Genomic DNA, 19,023 nt, shown 5'->3' with positions numbered 1-19,023 from the left:
CGATGAAGCAGCAGGGGGCGAGGGTGCGCACATCGGTGCGGGCCCTGGGGCTGGCAATTGCCTTGGCGTTGCCGGGCGCGGAGATGGCGGCCGAACCGGCTGCCACGACCGCGGCGGCCGACGTTGCCAGTGCGCCGGGCATGAGCATGGTCACTTTCAACCTGCATCATGACCGCGAGGACTGGCCGAGCCGGCGCCGCACCATCCTGGCCGAGCTAAAGCGCCTGCAGCCGGATGCGGTTGCCCTGCAGGAGGTGATCCAGCGCCGCAATGTGCGCAACCAGGCGCAATGGCTGGCCAGCCAACTCGGCTACAGGTACGTGTTCGTGTCCACCGATCCGGTGGGCGCACCGAAGCGCTACGGCAATGCGCTGCTGACCCGGCGGCCGATTCTCGGCCAGGGGGAACATCTGCTGCAGCCGTTGGACGACTACCGCACGGTGGCTCACCTGCGCATCGACGTCGACGGCACGCCGGTGAACGTCTATGCCACGCATCTGAACGAGCGCAACGACGAGAGTGGTCAGCGCATCCGTCGCACCCAGGTCGAGGACCTGCTGCGCTTCATCACTGCAACGTCGGCCGGTGCACCGGTGGTGATCGCCGGCGATTTCAATGCGCTGGTGGACGCCGGCGACCTGAGCGAGCTGCGCAGCCACTACGGCGACAGCTACGGTAGCGTGCACGTCAACACCGACCTGGCCGGGGTCAGTACGCTCAATCGTCATTACTACCAGGCGCCTTCGCGGATCGACCACATCTTCTTCCAGCAGGACGAGATGGTCGCGCGCGAGGCGAAGCTGCTGTTCGACCAGCCCGACGACAGCGGTCGCTGGGCCTCGGACCACTACGGCGTGTGGACCCGGTTGCAGTTCGCACCGAAGCCCTGACGGAGCAGGCTCCGGTAGGTGCCAACCTTGGTTGGCACGAACGTGTCCGCGTGCACTGAATCAACGGCGCCAACCAAGGTTGGCCTCTACCAAAGCAGTGACCGTGCGAGGGTTGTGCGCTGGTGGGTGCCAACCCTGGTTGGCACGGACGTGTCCGCGTTCGCTCAATCAACGGCGCCAACCAAGGTTGGCCTCTACCAAAGCGAAGCCAGCGCCAAACGCACACACAAAAACGGCGGGGATCATTGATCCCCGCCGTTTCGTTTTCACGCGATCAAGGAGCGATCAGTTCGCCGGCGGCGTGCGCTTGGCGGCCTCTTCGTCTTCTTCGTCGGCCTTGGCTTCTGCAGCCTGGGCTGCAGCGTCAGCATGGCCATCGGCGACCGGGTCGATCGACGGCGTCACCACCGCTTCGGCGACCGGGGCAGCGGCTTCGATCGGCGCGGCTTCCACCGCCACCGGAACGACCGGCTCGACGACAGGCTTGGCTTCAAACACCGGCGCGGCCTCAACGGCCACCGGCTTGGCTTCAACCGCCGCAGCGGCTTCAACGATCTCTGGCTTGGCTTCAACGACCGGCGCAGCCTCGACCGCCGCCGGCTTCGCTTCGATCACCGGAGCGGCTTCAACCACCGGGGCGGCTTCAACCGCGACCGGCTTTGCTTCGGTCACCGGCGCGGCAGCGGCTACCGGCTGGGCCGGGGTCGCGGCGTCGATGGCATCGAGCATGCTGGTCTGCACCGGCGAGGACACCGCTTCGGTCTTCGCAGCAGCTTCGACCGGGGCCTGCACTTCAGCCACGACCGGGGCGGCGGCTTCGACCACAGCGCTGCTCACCACGGCAACCGGTGCGGCGGCAACAGCGGCGGCAGCACGGACCGGCTTTGCGGCGTCGGCAGCGGCCGGTTCGGCTTCGTCATCGAAGTCGAACTCCGGCTGCGAACGGGCCGGCTGCGCAGCAGCGACCGGCGCAGTGCCGGCAGAGCTGTCGACGCTCGGCTCGGCGCCGTCGGCGTCATCACCGTCGTCACCATCATCCTGGTCATCGCCCAGGGCGTCGCTGCCGGCGGCGTTCTCGGCGCCACCGCGACGACGACGACGGCCACCACGACGGCCACGACGACGGCGGGTCGCGCCTTCGCCTGCCTGCTCGCCATTGGCGTCGGTTGCAGCCTCTTCACCGGCAACCACAACCACCTCGGCCTCGCTGGCAGTGTTGGCAGCAGTCTCGGCCGGTGCTGCGGTGTCCACCGGAGCGGCGGCCACCGGCGCAACCGGGGCGATCGGCGCGGTGGCTTCCTGCGCGGTCACCACATTGGCGGCGACGGCGGTGGCGGCCACGGCTGCAGCCGCGGTCACGGCTTCGGCCGGTGCTTCGGCGGCGTTGCGCTGCGGCTTCTCGGCCGGCTTGTCACCGTCCTGCTGCGGGCGCGGCTGCTTCGGCTGCTTCAGCTTTGGCTGCTGCTGGTTCTGGCCCTGCTGCTCGTTGCGCGGCTTGTTCTGCTGCTGCGGCTGCTGCTGGCCATCCTTCTGCTGCGGCTCCTTCTGCTTGCCCTGCTGCGGCTGCTGCTGGGCATTGCCGTTGCGGCCGTCCTTGCTGCGCTGCTCACCGCGGTCCTTGCGGTTGCCGCCGTCCTTCTGCTGCTGCGCGTTGCCGTTGCCGCCGTTGCCACGGTTGTCGTCGCGACGGTCCTTGCGGTCCTTGTTGCGATCCTTGTTGCGGTCCTTGCGACCGCCGTCCTGCTGCTGGCGGGCGACCGGAGCCGCCGGTGCCGGTGCCGGCGCCGGTTCGCCACCGAACACGCGCTTGAGCCAACCGATCACGCCGCCGCTCGGGGCCGCTGCAACCGGCGCTGCCACGACCGGGGCCGGTGCCGCTGCGGCCGGCTCCACTTCCTCGCGCACCGGGGCGGGGGAGGTGTGCTTGACCTGGGTCACCGCCGGCGGCGGGATGTTCAGCTGACCCTTGGTCAGCGCGTGCACCGGCAGCTTGCGCGGGGTGCCGCGCTGGTAGCTGGGCTTGTTGCTCTCTTCACCCAGCTCGTTCTCACGCAGGCGGGTGACGGTGTAGTGCGGGGTGTGCAGCTGCTCGTCGGCGACGATCACGATCGGCGCCTCGTGGCGCTGCTCGATCTCACGCAGGGCGCTGCGCTTTTCGTTCAACAGGTAGTTGGCGATCTCCACCGGGGCCTGCACCAGCACCTGCCCGGTGTTCTCCTTCATCGCATGCTCTTCGGCGACGCGGATGATCGACAGCGACAGCGACTCGACGCTACGCATGCGGCCGTGGCCGTCGCAACGCGGGCAGACGATCTGGCTCGACTCGCCCAGGCTCGGGCGCAGGCGCTGGCGGCTCATTTCCAGCAGGCCGAAGCGCGAGATGCGGCCGACCTGCACGCGCGCACGGTCGTACTTCAGCGCGTTGGCCAGGCGGTTCTCGACCTCACGCTGGTGCTTGTTGGAGGCCATGTCGATGAAGTCGATCACCACCAGGCCGCCCAGGTCACGCAGGCGCAGCTGGCGGGCCACTTCCTCGGCCGCTTCCAGGTTGGTCTGGAAGGCGGTGTCCTCGATGTCGCTGCCCTTGGTGGCGCGCGAGGAGTTCACGTCGACGGCGGTCAGCGCTTCGGTCTGGTCGACCACGATCGAGCCGCCCGACGGCAGGCGCACGTTGCGCTCGTAGGCGCCTTCGATCTGCGATTCGATCTGGAAGCGGTTGAACAGCGGGATGTCGTCCTTGTAATGCTTGAGCTTGCGCAGGGTCTGCGGCATCACCTGCTGCATGAACTCGCGGGCGTGCTCGTACATATCCTCGGTGTCCACCAGGATCTCGCCGATGTCGGCGCGCAGGTAGTCACGCAGGGCGCGCACGATCAGGCGCGATTCCTGGTAGATCAGGAACGGGGCCGGCTTGCTCAATGCGGCTTCGGCGATGGCGCGCCAGACGTTGAGCAGGTAGTCCAGATCCCACTGCAGCTCTTCCGCATCGCGGCCGACGCCGGCGGTACGGATGATCACGCCCATGTCGTCGGGGATGTTCAGCTTGTCCAGGGCGTCCTTCAGGGCGGCCCGGTCTTCGCCCTCGATGCGACGGGAGACACCGCCGGCGCTGGGCGAGTTCGGCATCAGCACCATGTAACGGCCGGCCAGCGAGATGAACGTGGTCAGGGCGGCGCCCTTGTTGCCACGCTCTTCCTTGTCCACCTGGACAACGATCTCCTGGCCTTCCTTCAGCAGTTCGCGGATGCCGGCCTTGTTGTGGTCGACACCGGCCTGGAAGTAATCGCGGGAGATTTCCTTCAGCGGCAGGAAGCCATGGCGGCCGCCACCGTATTCAACGAAGGCCGCTTCCAGCGAGGGCTCGATGCGGAAGATCCGGCCCTTGTAGATGTTGGATTTCTTCTGTTCCTTCGACGGCTGCTCGATGTCGATGTCATACAACGACTGGCCATCCACGATGGCAACACGCAGCTCTTCAGCCTGCGTGGCGTTGATCAGCATTCGCTTCATTGTTGCGTTCCTCGCAAGCGGCTACCGCGCGGAACGCCATGGGGTTTCGCCTCTGGACACGGTTCGCCGCCCATTCGCGCAAGCGCGGGGAGGGCGGCTTGGGTTTCCAGCGCTACGACACCACGGCAGGCCGCGGGAGCGCTTCACTCTTATGGGTTTTGGGGTGTTACAGGCCGCAGGCAGCTGTCAGCCAGGCTGGAGCGCCACGCGGGACATGTTCAGCACGGTTGCGTGTCAGGCATCCGGCGATGGCCGGGAAGGCCGGTGAGCCGCTAACATGGCCGCCCCGCGGGCGGTGGTCGCGCACTGTGCCGGATTCGTCGGAAGCTGGGCTTCTGGCCCTGAGTAACTTCCAACGAAATCAATCCCTTATATCGCCCCCCGAGTGTAACAGAATAAACAGCCTGATGACTGCCCAAGACCCCACCAAGCCCGCTGGCGACAAGCCTTCCGTGCGCATGATCACCGTTCCCGCCGACCGTGCCGGCCAGCGTCTGGACAACTTCCTGCTCGGCCAGCTGAAGGGTGCCCCGCGCAGCCTAGTCTACAAGCTGGTGCGCAGCGGCCAGGTACGGGTGAATGGTGGCCGCGCCAAGGCCGAACGCAAGCTCGAGGCGGGTGATGAGGTGCGTGTGCCGCCGGTCCGTCTCACCGAAGAGGGAGACAAGGCCGGTCCGCCGGAGGCGTTCATGCGCCGCCTGGAGCAGGCCATCGTCTTCGAGGATGCCCGCCTGCTGGCCCTGAACAAGCCCACCGGCGTGGCCAGCCACGGCGGCAGCGGCATCAGTTTCGGTGCCATCGAGACCCTGCGCGCCCTGCGCCCAGGCCAGACCCTCGAGCTGGTCCACCGGTTGGATCGCGACACCTCGGGCCTGCTGATCGTGGCCAAGAAGCGCTCCGCGCTGAGCGAACTGCAGGCGCTGCTGCGTGAAGATCACGGCGCCGGCATCCGCAAGCGCTACCTGACCCTGCTGGCCGGGCGCATGCCCGACGGCGTGATGACGGTCGATGCGCCGCTGCACGTGGGCTTGCGCCAGGGCGGCGAGCGCCATGTGCAGGTCAATGCGATCGGCAAGGAATCGATCAGCCACTTCCGTGTGCTGGAGCGTCGCGGTGGTCATTCCTACTGCGAAGTCCGCATCGAGACCGGCCGTACCCACCAGATCCGCGTGCATGCCCAGCATCTGGGGCATCCGGTGGCCGGAGACGACAAATACGGCGATCCTGCGGTCAACAAGCGGCTTCGTGAGCAGATCGGGCTGAAGCGTCTGTTCCTGCACGCGGCCTCGCTGGAGTTCGCGCTGGATGACGGCAAGAGCCCGTACGTGCTGAACGCGCCGCTAGCCGATGAGCTGGTCGAGGCACTGGACCGGCTGCGCTGACGGCGGTTCGGCGGCGCCGGGTGCTTGGTCGGCGCCGTCGCTTCCCTGCGATGAGTGGGCTTGTCACTTTCTTTGCTCGTGCAAAGAAAGTAACCAAAGAAACACGCCGCCATCCGCGAGCCGGCGCTGCGCGCCGGTGCCCTGCGCTCCTCGGTCCGCCGAGGGGCGGCGCGGAACTCGCTGCGCTCAGACACCCGCGCCTCTTCACCCTCGCCGGACCTGCGGTGCTCGGCTAGCTACAAGGCGGACCAGACAGCCGCAGCGTAGACCCATACCCGCACGTAGCCTTTGTAGAGTCGAGCGACGCTCGACTCGCGCGCCGCAGCGCGGGCTTCGCTTTCTTATTCTTTCATCGCGTGGCTGGCACGCACAGAAAAATGACGGGGCACGGGCGGGGGCGGCTTGCAGGGGTGTCCGCCGCATGGATGCGGCGGCCAAGCCTCCATGGATGGATTCACGGCGTCCCCTGCAAGCCGCCCCCGCCCGTGACCTCTCGATGCTGCGGGACGTACCAGCCGCGAGGGGGCTCAGCCCGTTGGCCGCAAACCCCTCACCACTTGAACAGCACCAGGCTGATCGCCAGCGTGCCCATGCCCGCCACCAGTCCGTAAACCGTCTCGTGGCCCTTGGCATAGCGCTTGGCCGCCGGCAGCAGCTCGTCCAGTGCCAGGAACACCATCACGCCGGCGATCAGCCCGAACACCCAGCCGAAGGTGGCGTGCGACAGCGACCCGGACAGCAGCCAGTAGCCCAGCGCCGCGCCCACCGGTTCGGCCAGGCCCGACAGCAGGCTGGCGCTGAATGCATAGAACTTGTTCTGGGTGGCGAAGTACACCGGCACCGCAATCGCAATGCCCTCGGGAATGTTGTGGATGGCGATGGCGAAGGCCAGCGGCATGCCCACCGACGGGCTTTCCAGCGTGGCGAAGAACGTCGCCAGGCCTTCCGGGAAATTGTGCGCGGTGATCGCGACCGAGGTCAGCAGGGCAACACGCTTCAGGTACTCGCGGCTGTTCTCGCGGAACGCCGGGTCCTGTTTGTCCAGGCTGTCATGCGGGTTGGGAATGAAGTGGTCGATCAGCACGATCACGATCACGCCCAGCAGGAAGGCCAGGGTGCCGTAGGTGAAGCCGGTGCGCTCGCCATAGGCCAGGGCGAACGAAGCGATGGACTTGTTGAGGATCTCCGACAGCGACACATAGACCATCGCACCGCCGGCGAAAGCCAGGCCGAACGCCAGCAGGCGTGGGTTGGGGCGGCGCGAGAACAGCACCAGCAGGCTGCCGATGGCGGTGGCCAGGCCGGCCGCGAGGGTGACCGCCAGTGCGATCCAGACATTTTCGGGGGGAATATGCAGCATGTACCGACGCGGTCCTGGTCAAAAGACAACCGCCCCGGATGAGCCCGGGGCGGGGAGGTCGAGGCGGGCGTCGGCTGGCCTCGTCGGGGTGCGCGCGATCAGCCGCCGCGGCGCAGGCGTTCTTCGATGGCGAAGCACTGGTCCGGCTTCGGCTGCGGCGGGTTGAAGCTGACCGGCACCTGGATGGTGGCCGGCACCGGCTGGCCGTTGCGGGTGGCGGCATTGAACTGCCAGCCCTGCACGGCGGTCCTGGCCAGATCGTCCAGCTGCGGGTTGCCGGCGCCGGTCAGCAGCGCAACCTCGCTCGGCTTGCCGTCGGTGCCGATGGTCACCTTGAAGGTGCTGGTGCCGCCCACACCCATGCAGGCCAGCTCAAGCGGGTACTGCGGCGGCGGTGTCTTCACCGCAGCCACTTCGGTGGGCGGCGGCGGTGGTGGTGCCGCTGGTTCGGACGCGCCACAGCCGGCCAGGCCGGTCGCAGAGATCAGGGACAGGCTCAGCAAACGTACGTTCATGGCAGTTGCTCCGTCAGGGCCGAAGTCTTCGCCGCACAGATGAAGTCGTTCTCGCTCAGGCCGCCCACATCGTGGGTGGAGAAGCGCACGACCGCGCGGTCGTAGTGCACGCCCAGGTCCGGATGGTGGTCCTCGCGATGGGCGATCCAGGCCAGCGCGTTCACGAAGGCCATGGTGGCGTAGTAATCCTTGAAGCGGAAGGTGCGCGACAGGGCCTGGCCGCCCTCGCTCAGCTCCCAGCCGGGAATCTGCGGCAGCAGTTCGGCCAGGCGGGCTTCGCCAAGCTTGTGATCGCTGCCTTTGCGCGGCACGCAACGGGCCTGGGCCAGTGGAATCAGGTCGGCCATGGGAATCTCCACCTCGTGTTGACTGAACAATGCGCCGGACGGTGTATAAACCGAATGAGCGGTTGACGCTTACTTGGCTAGAATAGCCTGATGATCCAGATCTCCGACACTGCCCAGACCCATTTCCGCAAGCTGATCGAACGCGAGGGCGTGCCCGGCATGGGCGTGCGCTTGAGTGCGGTCGAGCCCGGCACCCCGCGCGCCGATGCCCGGCTGGAGTTCGCCGAACCGACCGACCTGCTCGGTGACGAGTGGGCGGTGGACTGCGATGGCTTCACCCTCTACGTCGATGCGAGCAGCGTCGGCTGGCTCGATGGCGCCGAGATCGACATCGTCGCCGGCACCGCCGGTACCCAGCAGTTGACCATCAAGGCGCCGCGCATCAAGGGCGAGGCCCCCGGCGATGCCGCTTCGCTGGTCGAGCGCGTGCACTGGGTGGTGGAAAACGAAGTCAATCCGCAGCTGGCCTCGCATGGCGGCAAGGTGGCCGTGCAGGAAGTCTCGTCCGACGGCGTGGTGCTGCTTCGCTTCGGTGGTGGCTGCCAGGGCTGTGGCATGGCCGACGTGACGCTCAAGCAGGGCATCGAGAAGACCCTGATGGGCCGCGTGCCGGGCGTGACCGCCGTGCGCGACGCGACCGACCATGACAGCGGCCACGCGCCGTATATCCCGCGCGGCAACGTCGCCTGACCGCTGACGCGTGCCTCTGACCCGGGCCGAGCAACTCATCGAACTGCTGCTGGCCCGCCAGCAGCCACGCGCCGTCCTCGAGAAGTCCACGCGCCTGCCCTATGGCTGGGCGCTGTGGCTGCGCTCGCTGGGCCCGCTGCCGCGGCCGTTCCACGCCCGCGAAGTGATTGCGGTATTGCTGCCGCGGCCGCTGCCTGGAGCGCCGGGCCAATCACCCCGGCTGTCGCCGTGGCAGGCGCTGCGCCGGTTGTTCTGGCAGGACTGGGACGCTGCGCCGCGCGATCAGCGCTGGATGCGCTGGACCTCGGCGTTGGCCAGCGCGCTGCTGCACCTGCTGTTCTTCATGCTGCTGCTGTGGGTTGCGGTGATCCGCACCACGGCACCGGAAGCAGAGGGCGCCGAAGGCGAGCGTGTGCAGGTGGAATTCGTCGGCCGCGCCTCCCAGGAGGGCGGAGGCGATCAGCCGGGTGCCGGGGCGGCTGCGGCTGCACCGGCCGGCCAGGTTGCCGCCGGCCAGGCAGCAGGGGCCGCGACTGCACCTGAGCCGCGTCCTGCGGCCGCGTCGGCGCCTGCGCCTGCACCGGCTCCAGCACCGACAGCCAGCGTGCCGTCGCCGCCGGCCGAAGCCGAGCCGGCCCCGCTTGCGGCCCCGCCACCCTCGCCGGTGCAGGCCACCGAAGTGGCGCAGGCCAGCACGGATTTCGTGGTGCCGCCGGTCAGCGTGCCGCGCACCGAGGTCAGCATCGTGCCGCGTGACACCACGCCCACGGTGCGCGAGCGCAGCGTGCAGCCGGTGCAGGCGCCGCCAACCCCAACCGCGATGCGTGCGCCGCAGATCGCGGTGCGGACGCCGCAGCTGCGTGACATCCCGGTGCAGGAGCGCGAAGTCAGTACGGTCGATGCACCGGTGGTGTCGCAGCCACTGCGCACGGCCGATGTGCAGGTGCGCGCCGCAGCGCGACGTACAGGTGCGCGAGCGTGAAGTGCAGGCGGTGGTCGATCCGCAGGTGCGGATGGCGGCCGTCGCCGGTCGTGAACCGGCAGTGCATGCGCCGGCGGGTCGTGACGTACAGGTGCGCGAGCGCGAAGTAGCCTCGGCACCGGTGGCAGCCCCTTCGTCTTCCAGTGGCAATGCACCCGCGGTAACGCCCGCGCCGGCGGCCAATGGCAGCGCGACGCAGGCGAGCAGCAGCGCCGCGCGGCCTGCTGCATCCAGCACGACCCCGGCCCAGGCTGGAGCGCGCCCGGCCCCCAATCCGGGCAACTGGGCCACGCCCGCCAAGGGCGATGACTGGGGGGCATCGAGCCGCAACCAGGACGGCGCCAACAAGGGCGCCCGCCAGGCCAGTACCAGCGGCAAGGGCAGTGGCCTGTTCAATGCCGATGGCAGCGTCCGCGTGCCGGGCCAGGAAGGCGAGGGGCGTGCCGAGCGCGGTGCGCCCGGTGGCGCCAACGACGGCTGGAGCAAGGAACGCATCGCGCAATCGGGCACCTGGCTGAAGCGACCGCCGTACGACTACACGCCCACTTCGTTCGACAAGTACTGGGTGCCGCAGGAATCGCTGCTGGCCGAGTGGGTGCGCAAGGGCGTCAAGGCAATGGAGATTCCGTTGCCGGGTACCAGCACGAAGATCTCCTGCGTGATCTCGATCCTGCAGGCCGGTGGTGGCTGTGGCCTGACCAACCCCAACATGCAGGACCAGCCGGCGGTGGCACGACCGCCGCCGGACATCCCGTTCAAGAAAGAGCTGCAGGAAGATAACGGGAGCCGCTAACGGCTCCCGTTGTCCACACATGTTTCCTTGTCCCCGCGCCGTTGGCGCCCCCTTGAACAACAAGGGGGCTTTTCGATGGACCCATCGCGGGATGTGACGGCCATGCTGGCGCGCTTTGGTAGGTGCCAACCTTGGTTGGCACAGAAACTCCGACCAAGGTCGGCATCTACCGGATGCACGTGCGCCGACCAGGGGCGGCCTCTACCTGGGTGGTGACGTCACGCGCTCTGCGACAGAAACATCCAGAACGGCAGGTCTCCGCCAACCCACTGGCCGGCTCGCACTTTGGTAGGTGCCAACCTTGGTTGGCACAGAAGCGCCGACCAAGGTCGGCATCTACCAGGGCATCGACCTCACGCGCTCTGCGACAGAAACACCCAGAACGGCACGTCTCGGCCGACCTGCTGGCCGGCCCGCGCTTTGGTAGGTGCCAACCTTGGTTGGCACAGAAGCGCCGACCAAGGTCGGCATCTACCGGAGCACGTGCGCCGACCGGGGTCGGCCTCTACCTGGGGGGTGACCTCACGCGCTCTGCGACAGAAACACCCAGAACGGCACGTCTCCGCCAACCTGCTGGCCGGCCCGCGCTTTGGTAGGTGCCAACCTTGGTTGGCACAGAAGCGCCGACCAAGGTCGGCATCTACCGGAGCACGTGCGCCGACCAAGGTCGGCATCTACCAGGGCATCGACCTCACGCGCTCTGCGACAGGAACACCCAGAACGGTACGTCACGGCCGACCCAGTCGCGGCTGGCTTCGTCCATCACGTCCAGCAACGTGTCGAAATCCTTCTGCGTGGAGGCGCGCAACGTGTCCACGTCGGCCAGGAACAGCGCGTAGCCGTTGGCCGGCAGCCACTGCAGGTCGCGCAGGTTGTCCGACAGCGCATCCCAGTTGCCGCCGAAGCCGGCAGGGAAATCCAGTTGCGCGGCCAGCCGGGCCAGCAGGGTGCGCTTGTCGGCCACGCCTTCCAGGTCGATGCGGATCACCTTCAGCCCGGCATCGCGCATCGCCGCGGCCAGTGCGCCGATGTCGTCGCTGTCGATGGCGTAAACGCCGGCATTGTTGATGTCATGCAGGCCGAGGCCGAAATCATCGTGGCTCATCACTGCGCTCCCTGGGCCGGTACGGTGAAGCTGCGGAACGATTCGTAGTGGTCGTCGGTGTAGTACCACGCCTCCGGCGGATCGCCACCGGTGACGATCCGGCGCGTGCCGCGGGTACGCGCACCGGGGGTGTCGACGGTGTATTCGCGGTAGTAGCCACGCGGACGCTGTGGCAGCTGCTGTTCGCGGTTGCCGAAGGTGCTGCCGTCCTGGCGGTGCGGGAATGGACCACCGCGCTGGATCAGGGCGATGGTCTGCCGGGCTTCGGCGGGCAGGAACGCGGGCAGGCCGCTGTCGTTGCCGGTTGCGGCCTTGGCCGGCGCCGGCGCCGCGCGGCAGGCGCACCCTGCAGGTCCGGCGCGAACTGCGGCGCCGGTGGGCGCTGCATGAAATGGTTGACGACAAGGCCGAGCAGCAGCAGGGCGATGGCAGTGATCAGCAGCCGGGGGTTGCGCATGGGCAAGGAGCGGGCGAGGGCGGTGAAGGCACTGTAGCGCCTGTGCGCTGCACGGTGCATGAGGATGGCATCGCGTCACTGCTGCGTAACAATTGCCGTCGTGCTCACTGGCAGGACGCAATTTCCTTTACATCCCCCTTGGTAATCTGGCGGTCTGTCCCCATCATTCACCGCGCAACGCCCGACACCGTCGGGTGCCCTCGCAATCAGGAGATGCATCATGGCCTATACCCTGCCCAAGCTGTCCTACGCCTACGACGCGCTGGAACCGCATATCGATGCGGCGACGATGGAAATCCATCACACCAAGCATCACCAGACCTACATCAACAACGTCAACGCGGCGCTGGAAGGCACCGAGTACACTGACCTGCCGGTCGAAGAACTGGTGAAGAAGCTCAAGTCGCTGCCGGAGAACCTGCAGGGTCCGGTGCGCAACAACGGTGGCGGCCATGCCAACCACTCGCTGTTCTGGACCGTGATGGCTCCGAATGCTGGCGGCAACCCGGTGGGCGACGTGGCCAAGGCCATCGACAAGGACCTGGGCGGCTTCGACAAGTTCAAGGACGCCTTCACCAAGGCAGCGCTGACCCGCTTCGGCAGCGGCTGGGCCTGGCTGAGCGTGACCCCGGACAAGAAGGTCGTGGTCGAGAGCACCGGCAACCAGGACAGCCCGCTGATGGAAGGCAACACCCCCATCCTCGGCCTGGACGTGTGGGAACACGCGTACTACCTGAAGTACCAGAACCGTCGTCCGGAATACATCGGCGCGTTCTTCAACGTCATCGACTGGAACGAAGTCGAGCGCCGTTACCAGGAAGCGATCGCCTGATCGCGGTAACGGGATGAACAGAAAAGGCCGGGGGAGACCCCGGCCTTTTCTGTTGCAGGAGTCATTTGGTAGTGCCGGCCGCTGGCCGGCAATCGTGTGGTACCCGAGGAGCCGGCCAGCGGCCGGCACTACCTATTCGGTCGTGGCCGTATCGCCCTGCAGTCGCAGCGTCGCCATCACGCCCAGGCGCAGGCCGGGCAGGTCGCCGTCGGCCGGCAGCAGGATCGGCTGCTGGCGGATGCCGCCGAAGTGCTTGACCTGGAACAGCACATCCAGGCCATGGCCACTGCTGCCACCGCCACCGGCTGCAGGCGCCTCGGCGCGGCCGCCGGGATTGCGCCGGGCCGGCTGGAAGCCGGGCGTGCTGCGCACCAGTTCCACCGTGTTGGCGGAGAAATCGCCGGCGATCAGGCTGGGCATGCCCTCGGCGGTGGCGCCGATCCAGGTCATCAGGTCGCTGGTCTGATGCTGGCGGGCGGTGGCCTCGTCCGGGTCCGGGCGCAGCCGTGCCACATAGATGTTGACCAGTGCCTCGCCCAACTTCAGCCGCATCATGCCGGCGGCGCTGAAGGTGCCGGGTGGGTGCAGCAGGGTCACGCCATCCTCGCTGACCGGCAGCCGGGTCAGCATCGCGTTGCCATGCCGCAACGGCTGGCTGGGCGGATCGGCGGTAACGAAGTCGCAGCTGTAGCGCAGCCGGCTGGCCAGCCAGCAGGCCGGATTGCGGCCCTGCTGCTGCAGCACCTGCTGCACCGAGATCACGTCCGGCTGCAGGTCGGTCAGCAACTGTGCGACCTGCTCACGGCGCAACTTCCATTGCGCGTCATCGCGGCTGGGCAGTTCCAGCGCGGCCACGGTGAGTTGCCGGGGCTCGCTCTCGCTGGCGGCGGTGGCCGTTGCCTGCGGCCGCGCCTGTGCCTGCAACGCCATCAGCAGCACCAGGCAACTGAGCAGGAGACGGGCGGGGGCGAGGGGGCGCATAACGATAAGTTTACGCTTTTGTCGTGCAGGTGCCGTGACTTCCGGCACGGAGTGTCGCTGCCTGCCATGGATTGGCACCGTTGTCATGCAGCCCTGCAGCGTGCTTCGCAAGCCCTGCTTCCGGTAATCTTGCGCCTTTCGCTTTGCAGGATTGCCTTACAGGATGAGCCACGACGCAGTTGCCCCCATCGCCGGCCAGGGAAAGATGCCGCGCCAGATCCCGTACATCATCGGCAATGAGGCCTGCGAGCGGTTCAGTTTCTACGGGATGCGCAACATCCTGGTGCAGTTCCTGATCACCTCGCTGCTGCTGCAGGAAATCACTGCGGAAGGCCGTGCCGGTGAAGCCAAGGACATCATGCACAGCTTCATGATCGGCGTGTATTTCTTCCCGCTGCTCGGTGGCTGGCTGGCCGACAGGTTCTTCGGCAAGTACCACACCATCCTCTGGTTCAGCCTGGTCTACTGCGCCGGCCATCTGTGCCTGGCGCTGTTCGAGAACAGCCGCGAGGGCTTCTTCCTCGGACTGGGCCTGATCGCGCTCGGTGCCGGTGGCATCAAGCCGCTGGTGGCCTCGTTCATGGGCGACCAGTTCGACCAGAGCAACAAGCACCTGGCCAAGATCGTCTTCGACGCCTTCTACTGGATCATCAACTTCGGCTCGCTGTTCGCCTCGCTGCTGATCCCGCTGGTGCTGAAGAACTGGGGCCCGCAGTGGGCGTTCGGCATCCCGGGCATCCTGATGTTCATCGCCACCTTCGTGTTCTGGCTGGGCCGCAAGCGCTACGTGCTGGTGCCGCTGCCGCCGAAGGATCCGCATTCGTTCGCCAACGTGGTGCGTACCGCACTGACCACGCGCGTGGCCGGCCAGGGCCGTCCGGGCCTGGTGATCGCCGTGCTCGGCCTGGTGCTGGCAGTGGCCTCGTTCGGCCTTGTTGGCTCGTTGGGCATTGTCATCTGCCTGTGCCTGGCGCTGGTATCGATCCTGGCCGGTATCGGCGGTGGCACCTGGCTGCAGCTCGATCGCGCCCGTGGCCAGCATCCGGCCGAAGCCGTCGAAGGCGTGCGCTCGGTGCTGCGGGTGCTGGTGATCTTCGCGCTGACCACGCCGTTTTTCTCGCTGTTCGACCAGAAGGCCTCGACCTGGGTCCTGCAGGGCCAGCAGATGCAGATGCCGAGCTGGTTCACCGCCTCGCAGATGCAGGCACTGAACCCGCTGCTGGTGATGATCCTGATTCCGTTCAACAACCTGGTGCTGTACTCCGGCCCTGCGCCGCTTCGGCTTCGAGCCGACCGCGCTGCGCCGCATGACCGCCGGCATCGCCTTCAGCGGTCTGGCCTGGATCGTGGTCGGCGGCATCCAGGTGGTGATGGACGGGGGCAACGCCATGTCGATCTTCTGGCAGATGCTGCCGTATGCGCTGCTGACCTTCGGTGAGGTGCTGGTCTCGGCCACCGGCCTGGAGTTCGCCTACAGCCAGGCGCCGCAGGCGATGAAGGGCGTGGTGATGAGCTTCTGGAACCTGACCACCACCATCGGCAACCTGTGGGTGCTGCTGTCCAACGCGGCGGTGCGCAACGATGCGGTGACCCACAAGATCGCCAGTACGGGCCTGAGCGAGGCGGCGTTCCTGATGTTCTTCTTCGCCGGTTTCGCCTTCGTCGCGGCGTTGGCCTTCGGTTGGTACGCGAAACGCTATCGTATGGTCGACAACTACCGTAGCGCCTGAGCCTGACATGACCCCCGTCAATCTGCTGTTGATCGCCATCACCGCCATCCTGTCGTGGATGGCGTTCAACAACCGCAAGCTGGCCGACCGCCTGATCCTGTGGCCGCCGGCCATCGACCGTCACCGCCAGTACGACCGGCTGGTGACCTATGGCTTCATCCACGCCGACTGGTCGCACCTGATCTTCAACATGATCACCCTGTTCTTCTTCGGGGGATTCATCGAGAGCGTGATGGTGCAGCTGACCGGCAGCTACCTGACCTACCCGGCGTTCTACATCGGTGCGCTGCTGGTCTCGATCCTGCCCAGCTACCTGAAGAACCAGAAGAACCCGAACTATCTCAGCCTGGGTGCGTCCGGTGCGGTGTCGGCGGTGCTGTTCGCCTTCATCCTGATCAAGCCGTGGTCGATCATCCTGGTGTTCTTCATCCCGGCGCCGGCCATCGTCTACGCCGCGTTCTACGTCGGCTACAGCATCTGGATGGACAAGCGCGGCGGTGACCGCATCAACCACAGCGCGCACCTGGCAGGCGCGGCGTTCGGCGTGATCTTCATGCTGGCCATGCAGCCGAGCATCTTCACTCACTTCCTGCGCGAACTCTCCAACCCGACCTTCCGCCTCGGCGGCGGTTGATGACGGGAGCGGGGCGGATCGGCAGCGATCCGCCCCCGCTGTTTCAGAGCGTGGGCTGCTGACCGTAGGTATCCAGCAGGCGGGCGAACACTTCTTCGCCGATGCGCTGGAAATCCTGGTCCTGGGTCTGCCCCTCCACGGCCAGTTGCAGCAGGCCCTCCAGCAGGGCGCGGTCGGTATCTGAATGGGAATCGCTGGGGTGCATCGGAGCCTCCGCGGTGGTGCGCATGATCAACGGTCGCAAGGGCCGTGCCAGCCTGGCCGTACCCCTCCACAGGCGATAGCGGCCGCCAGCGCTCCAGCTTGAGGGTCGCAAACTGACGTGAATGGAACGGACTTGCCCCTGTTCAGGCTTCACGCGATCATGGCGCCCGGCTGCGCACCATCCACGCAGTCGCCGCAGGAGACAGTTCCATGGCTTCGGTCACGCCCCCCGGTCTGGCCTACGAGGTCGAACACGACCTGGCCAACCATCGCTTCACCGCCCGTGTGCGCGGACAGCTGGCGGTGCTGGACTACCAGATCAAACGCAGGCGCATGGTCATCACGCATACCGAGGTGCCCGAGCCGATTGCCGGCCGAGGCATCGCCGGTGAGCTGACCCGTGTGGCGCTGCGTTTTGCCCGTGAGCAGAAGTACAAGGTGGTGCCGGCGTGTTCCTACGCCGAGGCCTTCCTGCAGCGGCATGAGGAGTACCACGACCTGCTCGTTGGCTGAATGCCAGCGGGCCACGCTTCAGCCATGGCAGGCGATGATGTACAAACATGAACAGGGGATCCCGATGAAGATTGGAAACAACCGGCCATTGCACGGCAGCGTGCTGGCCGGCGTGGTGGGCGTGCTGTTGCTGGCCGGTTGCCAGCGTGAAAGCGAGCCGGCACCGGCGACCGACGCGGCGCCCGCCGCCGAAGCCACCGCCGCAGGCGAAACGCCGGTCACGGAAGCGCCGCTGGACCTGCGCGACGTGATCGAGAACAACGAACGCGAAGTGGTGGGTATCAGCTACCCGGCCGGCATCGACCGCTACCCGGGCCTGGCCCGCGCGCTGCAGAGCTATGCGACGAGTGCGCGCAGTGACCTGCAACAGGCGCTGGACGGGCTGGGCAATGACAAGCCGACCATGCCGTACGAGCTGTCGCTGAGCTTCGAGAAGCTGCTGGAAACCCCGCAGCTGGTAGTGGTCAGTGCCGATGGCAGCCGCTACACCGGTGGCGCCCATGGCGAACCGCTGGTGGCCCGATTCGTGTGGCTGCCGCAGCATCAGCAGATGCTCAGCGCCGAAAAGCTGGTGGCCGATGCCAAGGGCTGGAAGGCGATCAGCGATTTCGTCGCCGACCAGCTGCGTGAACGCGTGGCGACCCGCCTCAGCGGTGAGGACATGGATCCGGCCCAGCTGCAGGAATCGCTGCGCAACGCATCGCGCATGATTGCCGACGGCACCGGCCCGCAGGCCGACAATTTCAGCCAGTTCCAGCCGCTGACCGACGACAAGGGGCAGATCACCGCGCTGCGCTTTGTTTTCCCGCCGTACCAGGTGGGTCCATACTCGGACGGCACCCAGACCGCCGATGTACCGGCGGCGGTGCTGTTGCCGCACGTGGCCAAGGACTACGTGGAGCTGTTCGCACGCGGTTGACCGCAGTCGAGGAGGTGGCGTGGATACAGGGTTGCAGGAGCGGGTCGCCGGCCTGCTGCAGGAAGCCGGGGTCCGCATCGGCGGTACCCAGCCACAGGATATCCAGGTTCATGATCCGCGCTTCTTCGCGCGGGTCATGGCGCACGGCTCGCTTGGCCTCGGCGAGAGCTACATGGACGGTTGGTGGGATGCCAACGTCCTGGATGAATTCCTTGTTCACCTGATGCAGGCGCACCTGGACGAACGGGTGCACGGTTGGCGCGAAGTGGCCGATGCACTGAAGGCGCGCCTGTTCAACCTGCAGGTGGGACAGGGCAGCTACGAGGTGGGCCGCCGCCACTACGACCTCGGCAATGATCTCTACCAGGCCATGCTGGGCCAGCGCCTGGTCTATAGCTGTGGCTACTGGCGCAATGCCGGCGATCTCGACGCCGCGCAGGAAGCCAAGCTTGACCTGGTCTGCCGCAAGCTGGGCCTGCGCCCGGGGCAGCGTGTGCTGGACATCGGCTGTGGCTGGGGCGAAGCCCTGAAGTTTGCCGCCGAGCGCTACGGTGTCAGTGGCGTCGGCGTGACCATTTCGCAGGAGCAGGCCGAGTTCGCCCGCGAACTGTGCGCCGGCCTGCCGATCGAGATCCGCCTGCAGGACTACCGCGAACTGCACGAGCCGTTCGATGCGATCTTCTCGATCGGCATGTTCGAGCACGTCGGCGACAAGAACTACGCCAGCTTCTTCGAGGTGGCCAGGCGTTGCCTGTCACCGCGCGGCCTGCTGCTGCTGCACAGCATCGGCACCAACATCTCGCGGCATCGTACCGATCCGTGGATCGCGCGCTACATCTTTCCCAACTCGATGCTGCCATCGGCGGTGCAGATCACCAAGGCGTTCGAGGGCCGCTTCGTGCTGGAGGACTGGCACAACTTCGGTACCGATTACGACCTGACCCTGCAGGCCTGGCGGCGCAACGTGGAAGCGGCGTGGCCGCGGCTGGATGCGCGCTACGACGAGCACTTCCGGCGCATGTGGCGCTTCTACCTGGCCGGGTCGATGGCCACCTTCCGTTGCCGGCACGCGCAGCTGTGGCAGCTGGTGCTGTCGCCGGAAGGCGTGCCGGGTGGGTACGTGGCGCCGCGGTGAGTTCATGGTCGGGTCGGAGCCCTTTCCGTTGGAAAGGGATCCGA

Annotated in this window: 15 protein-coding genes and 3 pseudogenes; 10 read left to right on the top strand and 8 right to left on the bottom strand. The window is 67.0% G+C overall.

Features of this window, described 5'->3' with window-relative positions; all coding sequences use genetic code 11:
* Positions 1–2 precede the first annotated feature (2 nt).
* Complete coding sequence (locus tag ACZK2V_RS15495) at positions 3–890, top strand: endonuclease/exonuclease/phosphatase family protein (protein ID WP_486322567.1); 888 nt, start codon at positions 3–5, stop codon at positions 888–890.
* Positions 891–1,175: 285 nt separating this feature from the next.
* Here ACZK2V_RS15495 and rne read toward each other — a convergent pair whose 3' ends face one another.
* Positions 1,176–4,400, bottom strand: a complete 3,225-nt coding sequence (gene rne, locus ACZK2V_RS15490) for a ribonuclease E (RefSeq protein ID WP_486322566.1) — start codon at positions 4,398–4,400, stop codon at positions 1,176–1,178.
* Positions 4,401–4,807: 407 nt separating this feature from the next.
* Here rne and ACZK2V_RS15485 point away from each other — a divergent pair, with 407 nt between their 5' ends.
* Positions 4,808–5,782 (top strand): RluA family pseudouridine synthase, encoded by a 975-nt coding sequence (locus tag ACZK2V_RS15485; RefSeq protein WP_049401092.1) that lies wholly within the window; start codon positions 4,808–4,810, stop codon positions 5,780–5,782.
* Between the two features lie 550 nt (positions 5,783–6,332).
* Here ACZK2V_RS15485 and zupT read toward each other — a convergent pair.
* The 3 genes from zupT to ACZK2V_RS15470 all read right to left on the bottom strand — a co-directional run bounded on the left by zupT (position 6,333) and on the right by ACZK2V_RS15470 (position 8,004).
* Complete coding sequence (zupT, locus tag ACZK2V_RS15480; protein ID WP_049424010.1) at positions 6,333–7,142, bottom strand: zinc transporter ZupT; 810 nt, start codon at positions 7,140–7,142, stop codon at positions 6,333–6,335.
* A 98-nt stretch (positions 7,143–7,240) separates the two neighbouring features.
* Positions 7,241–7,657 (bottom strand): energy transducer TonB, encoded by a 417-nt coding sequence (locus tag ACZK2V_RS15475; RefSeq protein WP_486322565.1) that lies wholly within the window; start codon positions 7,655–7,657, stop codon positions 7,241–7,243.
* The gene (locus tag ACZK2V_RS15470) at positions 7,654–8,004 is read right to left on the bottom strand and encodes a 4a-hydroxytetrahydrobiopterin dehydratase (protein ID WP_006456031.1); all 351 of its coding nucleotides are present in this window, start codon (positions 8,002–8,004) and stop codon (positions 7,654–7,656) included. The genes ACZK2V_RS15475 and ACZK2V_RS15470 overlap by 4 nt, the downstream gene beginning before the upstream one ends.
* 90 nt (positions 8,005–8,094) lie before the next feature.
* On the opposite strand from ACZK2V_RS15470, the gene ACZK2V_RS15465 reads away from it, so the two are divergent.
* Entirely contained in the window at positions 8,095–8,694 is a 600-nt protein-coding gene (locus ACZK2V_RS15465) for an NfuA family Fe-S biogenesis protein (RefSeq protein WP_032129662.1), read from the top strand.
* A 10-nt stretch (positions 8,695–8,704) separates the two neighbouring features.
* A pseudogene (locus ACZK2V_RS15460) lies at positions 8,705–10,469 on the top strand (hypothetical protein).
* Between the two features lie 691 nt (positions 10,470–11,160).
* On the opposite strand, the gene ACZK2V_RS15455 reads toward ACZK2V_RS15460, so the two are convergent.
* Positions 11,161–11,574 carry a barstar family protein gene (locus ACZK2V_RS15455; protein WP_032129660.1) on the bottom strand — a complete coding sequence of 138 codons (414 nt, stop codon included), beginning with the start codon at positions 11,572–11,574 and terminating at the stop codon, positions 11,161–11,163.
* Positions 11,574–12,031 (bottom strand): annotated as a pseudogene (locus tag ACZK2V_RS15450) (guanyl-specific ribonuclease). Before ACZK2V_RS15450 ends, ACZK2V_RS15455 begins: the two are co-directional and overlap by 1 nt.
* Before the next feature lie 220 nt (positions 12,032–12,251).
* Here ACZK2V_RS15450 and ACZK2V_RS15445 point away from each other — a divergent pair.
* Positions 12,252–12,863, top strand: a complete 612-nt coding sequence (locus ACZK2V_RS15445; protein ID WP_049421512.1) for a superoxide dismutase — start codon at positions 12,252–12,254, stop codon at positions 12,861–12,863.
* A gap of 132 nt (positions 12,864–12,995) precedes the next feature.
* Here ACZK2V_RS15445 and ACZK2V_RS15440 read toward each other — a convergent pair whose 3' ends face one another.
* Positions 12,996–13,844, bottom strand: coding sequence for an endonuclease/exonuclease/phosphatase family protein (locus tag ACZK2V_RS15440; protein WP_486322564.1), 849 nt, complete (start codon positions 13,842–13,844; stop codon positions 12,996–12,998).
* A gap of 163 nt (positions 13,845–14,007) precedes the next feature.
* On the opposite strand from ACZK2V_RS15440, the pseudogene ACZK2V_RS15435 reads away from it, so the two are divergent.
* Both ACZK2V_RS15435 and ACZK2V_RS15430 read left to right on the top strand, forming a co-directional pair.
* A pseudogene (locus tag ACZK2V_RS15435) lies at positions 14,008–15,574 on the top strand (POT-type proton-dependent oligopeptide transporter).
* A gap of 7 nt (positions 15,575–15,581) precedes the next feature.
* Entirely contained in the window at positions 15,582–16,208 is a 627-nt protein-coding gene (locus ACZK2V_RS15430) for a rhomboid family intramembrane serine protease (protein WP_010486760.1), read from the top strand.
* A 43-nt stretch (positions 16,209–16,251) separates the two neighbouring features.
* On the opposite strand, the gene ACZK2V_RS15425 is transcribed toward ACZK2V_RS15430, so the two are convergent.
* Positions 16,252–16,413 carry a hypothetical protein gene (locus ACZK2V_RS15425; RefSeq protein ID WP_165929939.1) on the bottom strand — a complete coding sequence of 54 codons (162 nt, stop codon included), beginning with the start codon at positions 16,411–16,413 and terminating at the stop codon, positions 16,252–16,254.
* A gap of 209 nt (positions 16,414–16,622) precedes the next feature.
* Between ACZK2V_RS15425 and ACZK2V_RS15420 the strand changes: the two genes are divergently transcribed.
* The 3 genes from ACZK2V_RS15420 to cfa are packed head-to-tail and all read left to right on the top strand — an operon-like array spanning position 16,623 to position 18,979.
* Positions 16,623–16,925, top strand: coding sequence for a GNAT family N-acetyltransferase (locus tag ACZK2V_RS15420; protein WP_006455911.1), 303 nt, complete (start codon positions 16,623–16,625; stop codon positions 16,923–16,925).
* A gap of 37 nt (positions 16,926–16,962) precedes the next feature.
* On the top strand, positions 16,963–17,844 hold the full coding sequence (locus tag ACZK2V_RS15415) for a DUF3298 and DUF4163 domain-containing protein (RefSeq protein WP_049421528.1): 882 nt from the start codon (positions 16,963–16,965) through the stop codon (positions 17,842–17,844).
* A 19-nt stretch (positions 17,845–17,863) separates the two neighbouring features.
* Positions 17,864–18,979 carry a cyclopropane fatty acyl phospholipid synthase gene (cfa, locus tag ACZK2V_RS15410; RefSeq protein ID WP_049421515.1) on the top strand — a complete coding sequence of 372 codons (1,116 nt, stop codon included), beginning with the start codon at positions 17,864–17,866 and terminating at the stop codon, positions 18,977–18,979.
* Positions 18,980–19,023: the final 44 nt, after the last annotated feature.

Source organism: Stenotrophomonas sp. 93052_Sma (assembly GCF_056481145.1).
The sequence above is the reverse complement of the archived record's forward strand: the minus strand, read 5'-3'. Positions and strand labels throughout refer to the sequence as shown.

What these genes read in the sequence shown, in the direction of transcription:
- ACZK2V_RS15495 (WP_486322567.1), top strand. Translation starts at nt 3, where the DNA reads ATGAAGCAGCAGGGGGCGAGGGTGCGCACATCGGTGCGGGCCCTGGGG.
- rne (WP_486322566.1), bottom strand. Translation starts at nt 4,400, where the DNA reads ATGAAGCGAATGCTGATCAACGCCACGCAGGCTGAAGAGCTGCGTGTT.
- ACZK2V_RS15485 (WP_049401092.1), top strand. Translation starts at nt 4,808, where the DNA reads ATGACTGCCCAAGACCCCACCAAGCCCGCTGGCGACAAGCCTTCCGTG.
- zupT (WP_049424010.1), bottom strand. Translation starts at nt 7,142, where the DNA reads ATGCTGCATATTCCCCCCGAAAATGTCTGGATCGCACTGGCGGTCACC.
- ACZK2V_RS15475 (WP_486322565.1), bottom strand. Translation starts at nt 7,657, where the DNA reads ATGAACGTACGTTTGCTGAGCCTGTCCCTGATCTCTGCGACCGGCCTG.
- ACZK2V_RS15470 (WP_006456031.1), bottom strand. Translation starts at nt 8,004, where the DNA reads ATGGCCGACCTGATTCCACTGGCCCAGGCCCGTTGCGTGCCGCGCAAA.
- ACZK2V_RS15465 (WP_032129662.1), top strand. Translation starts at nt 8,095, where the DNA reads ATGATCCAGATCTCCGACACTGCCCAGACCCATTTCCGCAAGCTGATC.
- ACZK2V_RS15455 (WP_032129660.1), bottom strand. Translation starts at nt 11,574, where the DNA reads ATGAGCCACGATGATTTCGGCCTCGGCCTGCATGACATCAACAATGCC.
- ACZK2V_RS15445 (WP_049421512.1), top strand. Translation starts at nt 12,252, where the DNA reads ATGGCCTATACCCTGCCCAAGCTGTCCTACGCCTACGACGCGCTGGAA.
- ACZK2V_RS15440 (WP_486322564.1), bottom strand. Translation starts at nt 13,844, where the DNA reads ATGCGCCCCCTCGCCCCCGCCCGTCTCCTGCTCAGTTGCCTGGTGCTG.
- ACZK2V_RS15430 (WP_010486760.1), top strand. Translation starts at nt 15,582, where the DNA reads ATGACCCCCGTCAATCTGCTGTTGATCGCCATCACCGCCATCCTGTCG.
- ACZK2V_RS15425 (WP_165929939.1), bottom strand. Translation starts at nt 16,413, where the DNA reads ATGCACCCCAGCGATTCCCATTCAGATACCGACCGCGCCCTGCTGGAG.
- ACZK2V_RS15420 (WP_006455911.1), top strand. Translation starts at nt 16,623, where the DNA reads ATGGCTTCGGTCACGCCCCCCGGTCTGGCCTACGAGGTCGAACACGAC.
- ACZK2V_RS15415 (WP_049421528.1), top strand. Translation starts at nt 16,963, where the DNA reads ATGTACAAACATGAACAGGGGATCCCGATGAAGATTGGAAACAACCGG.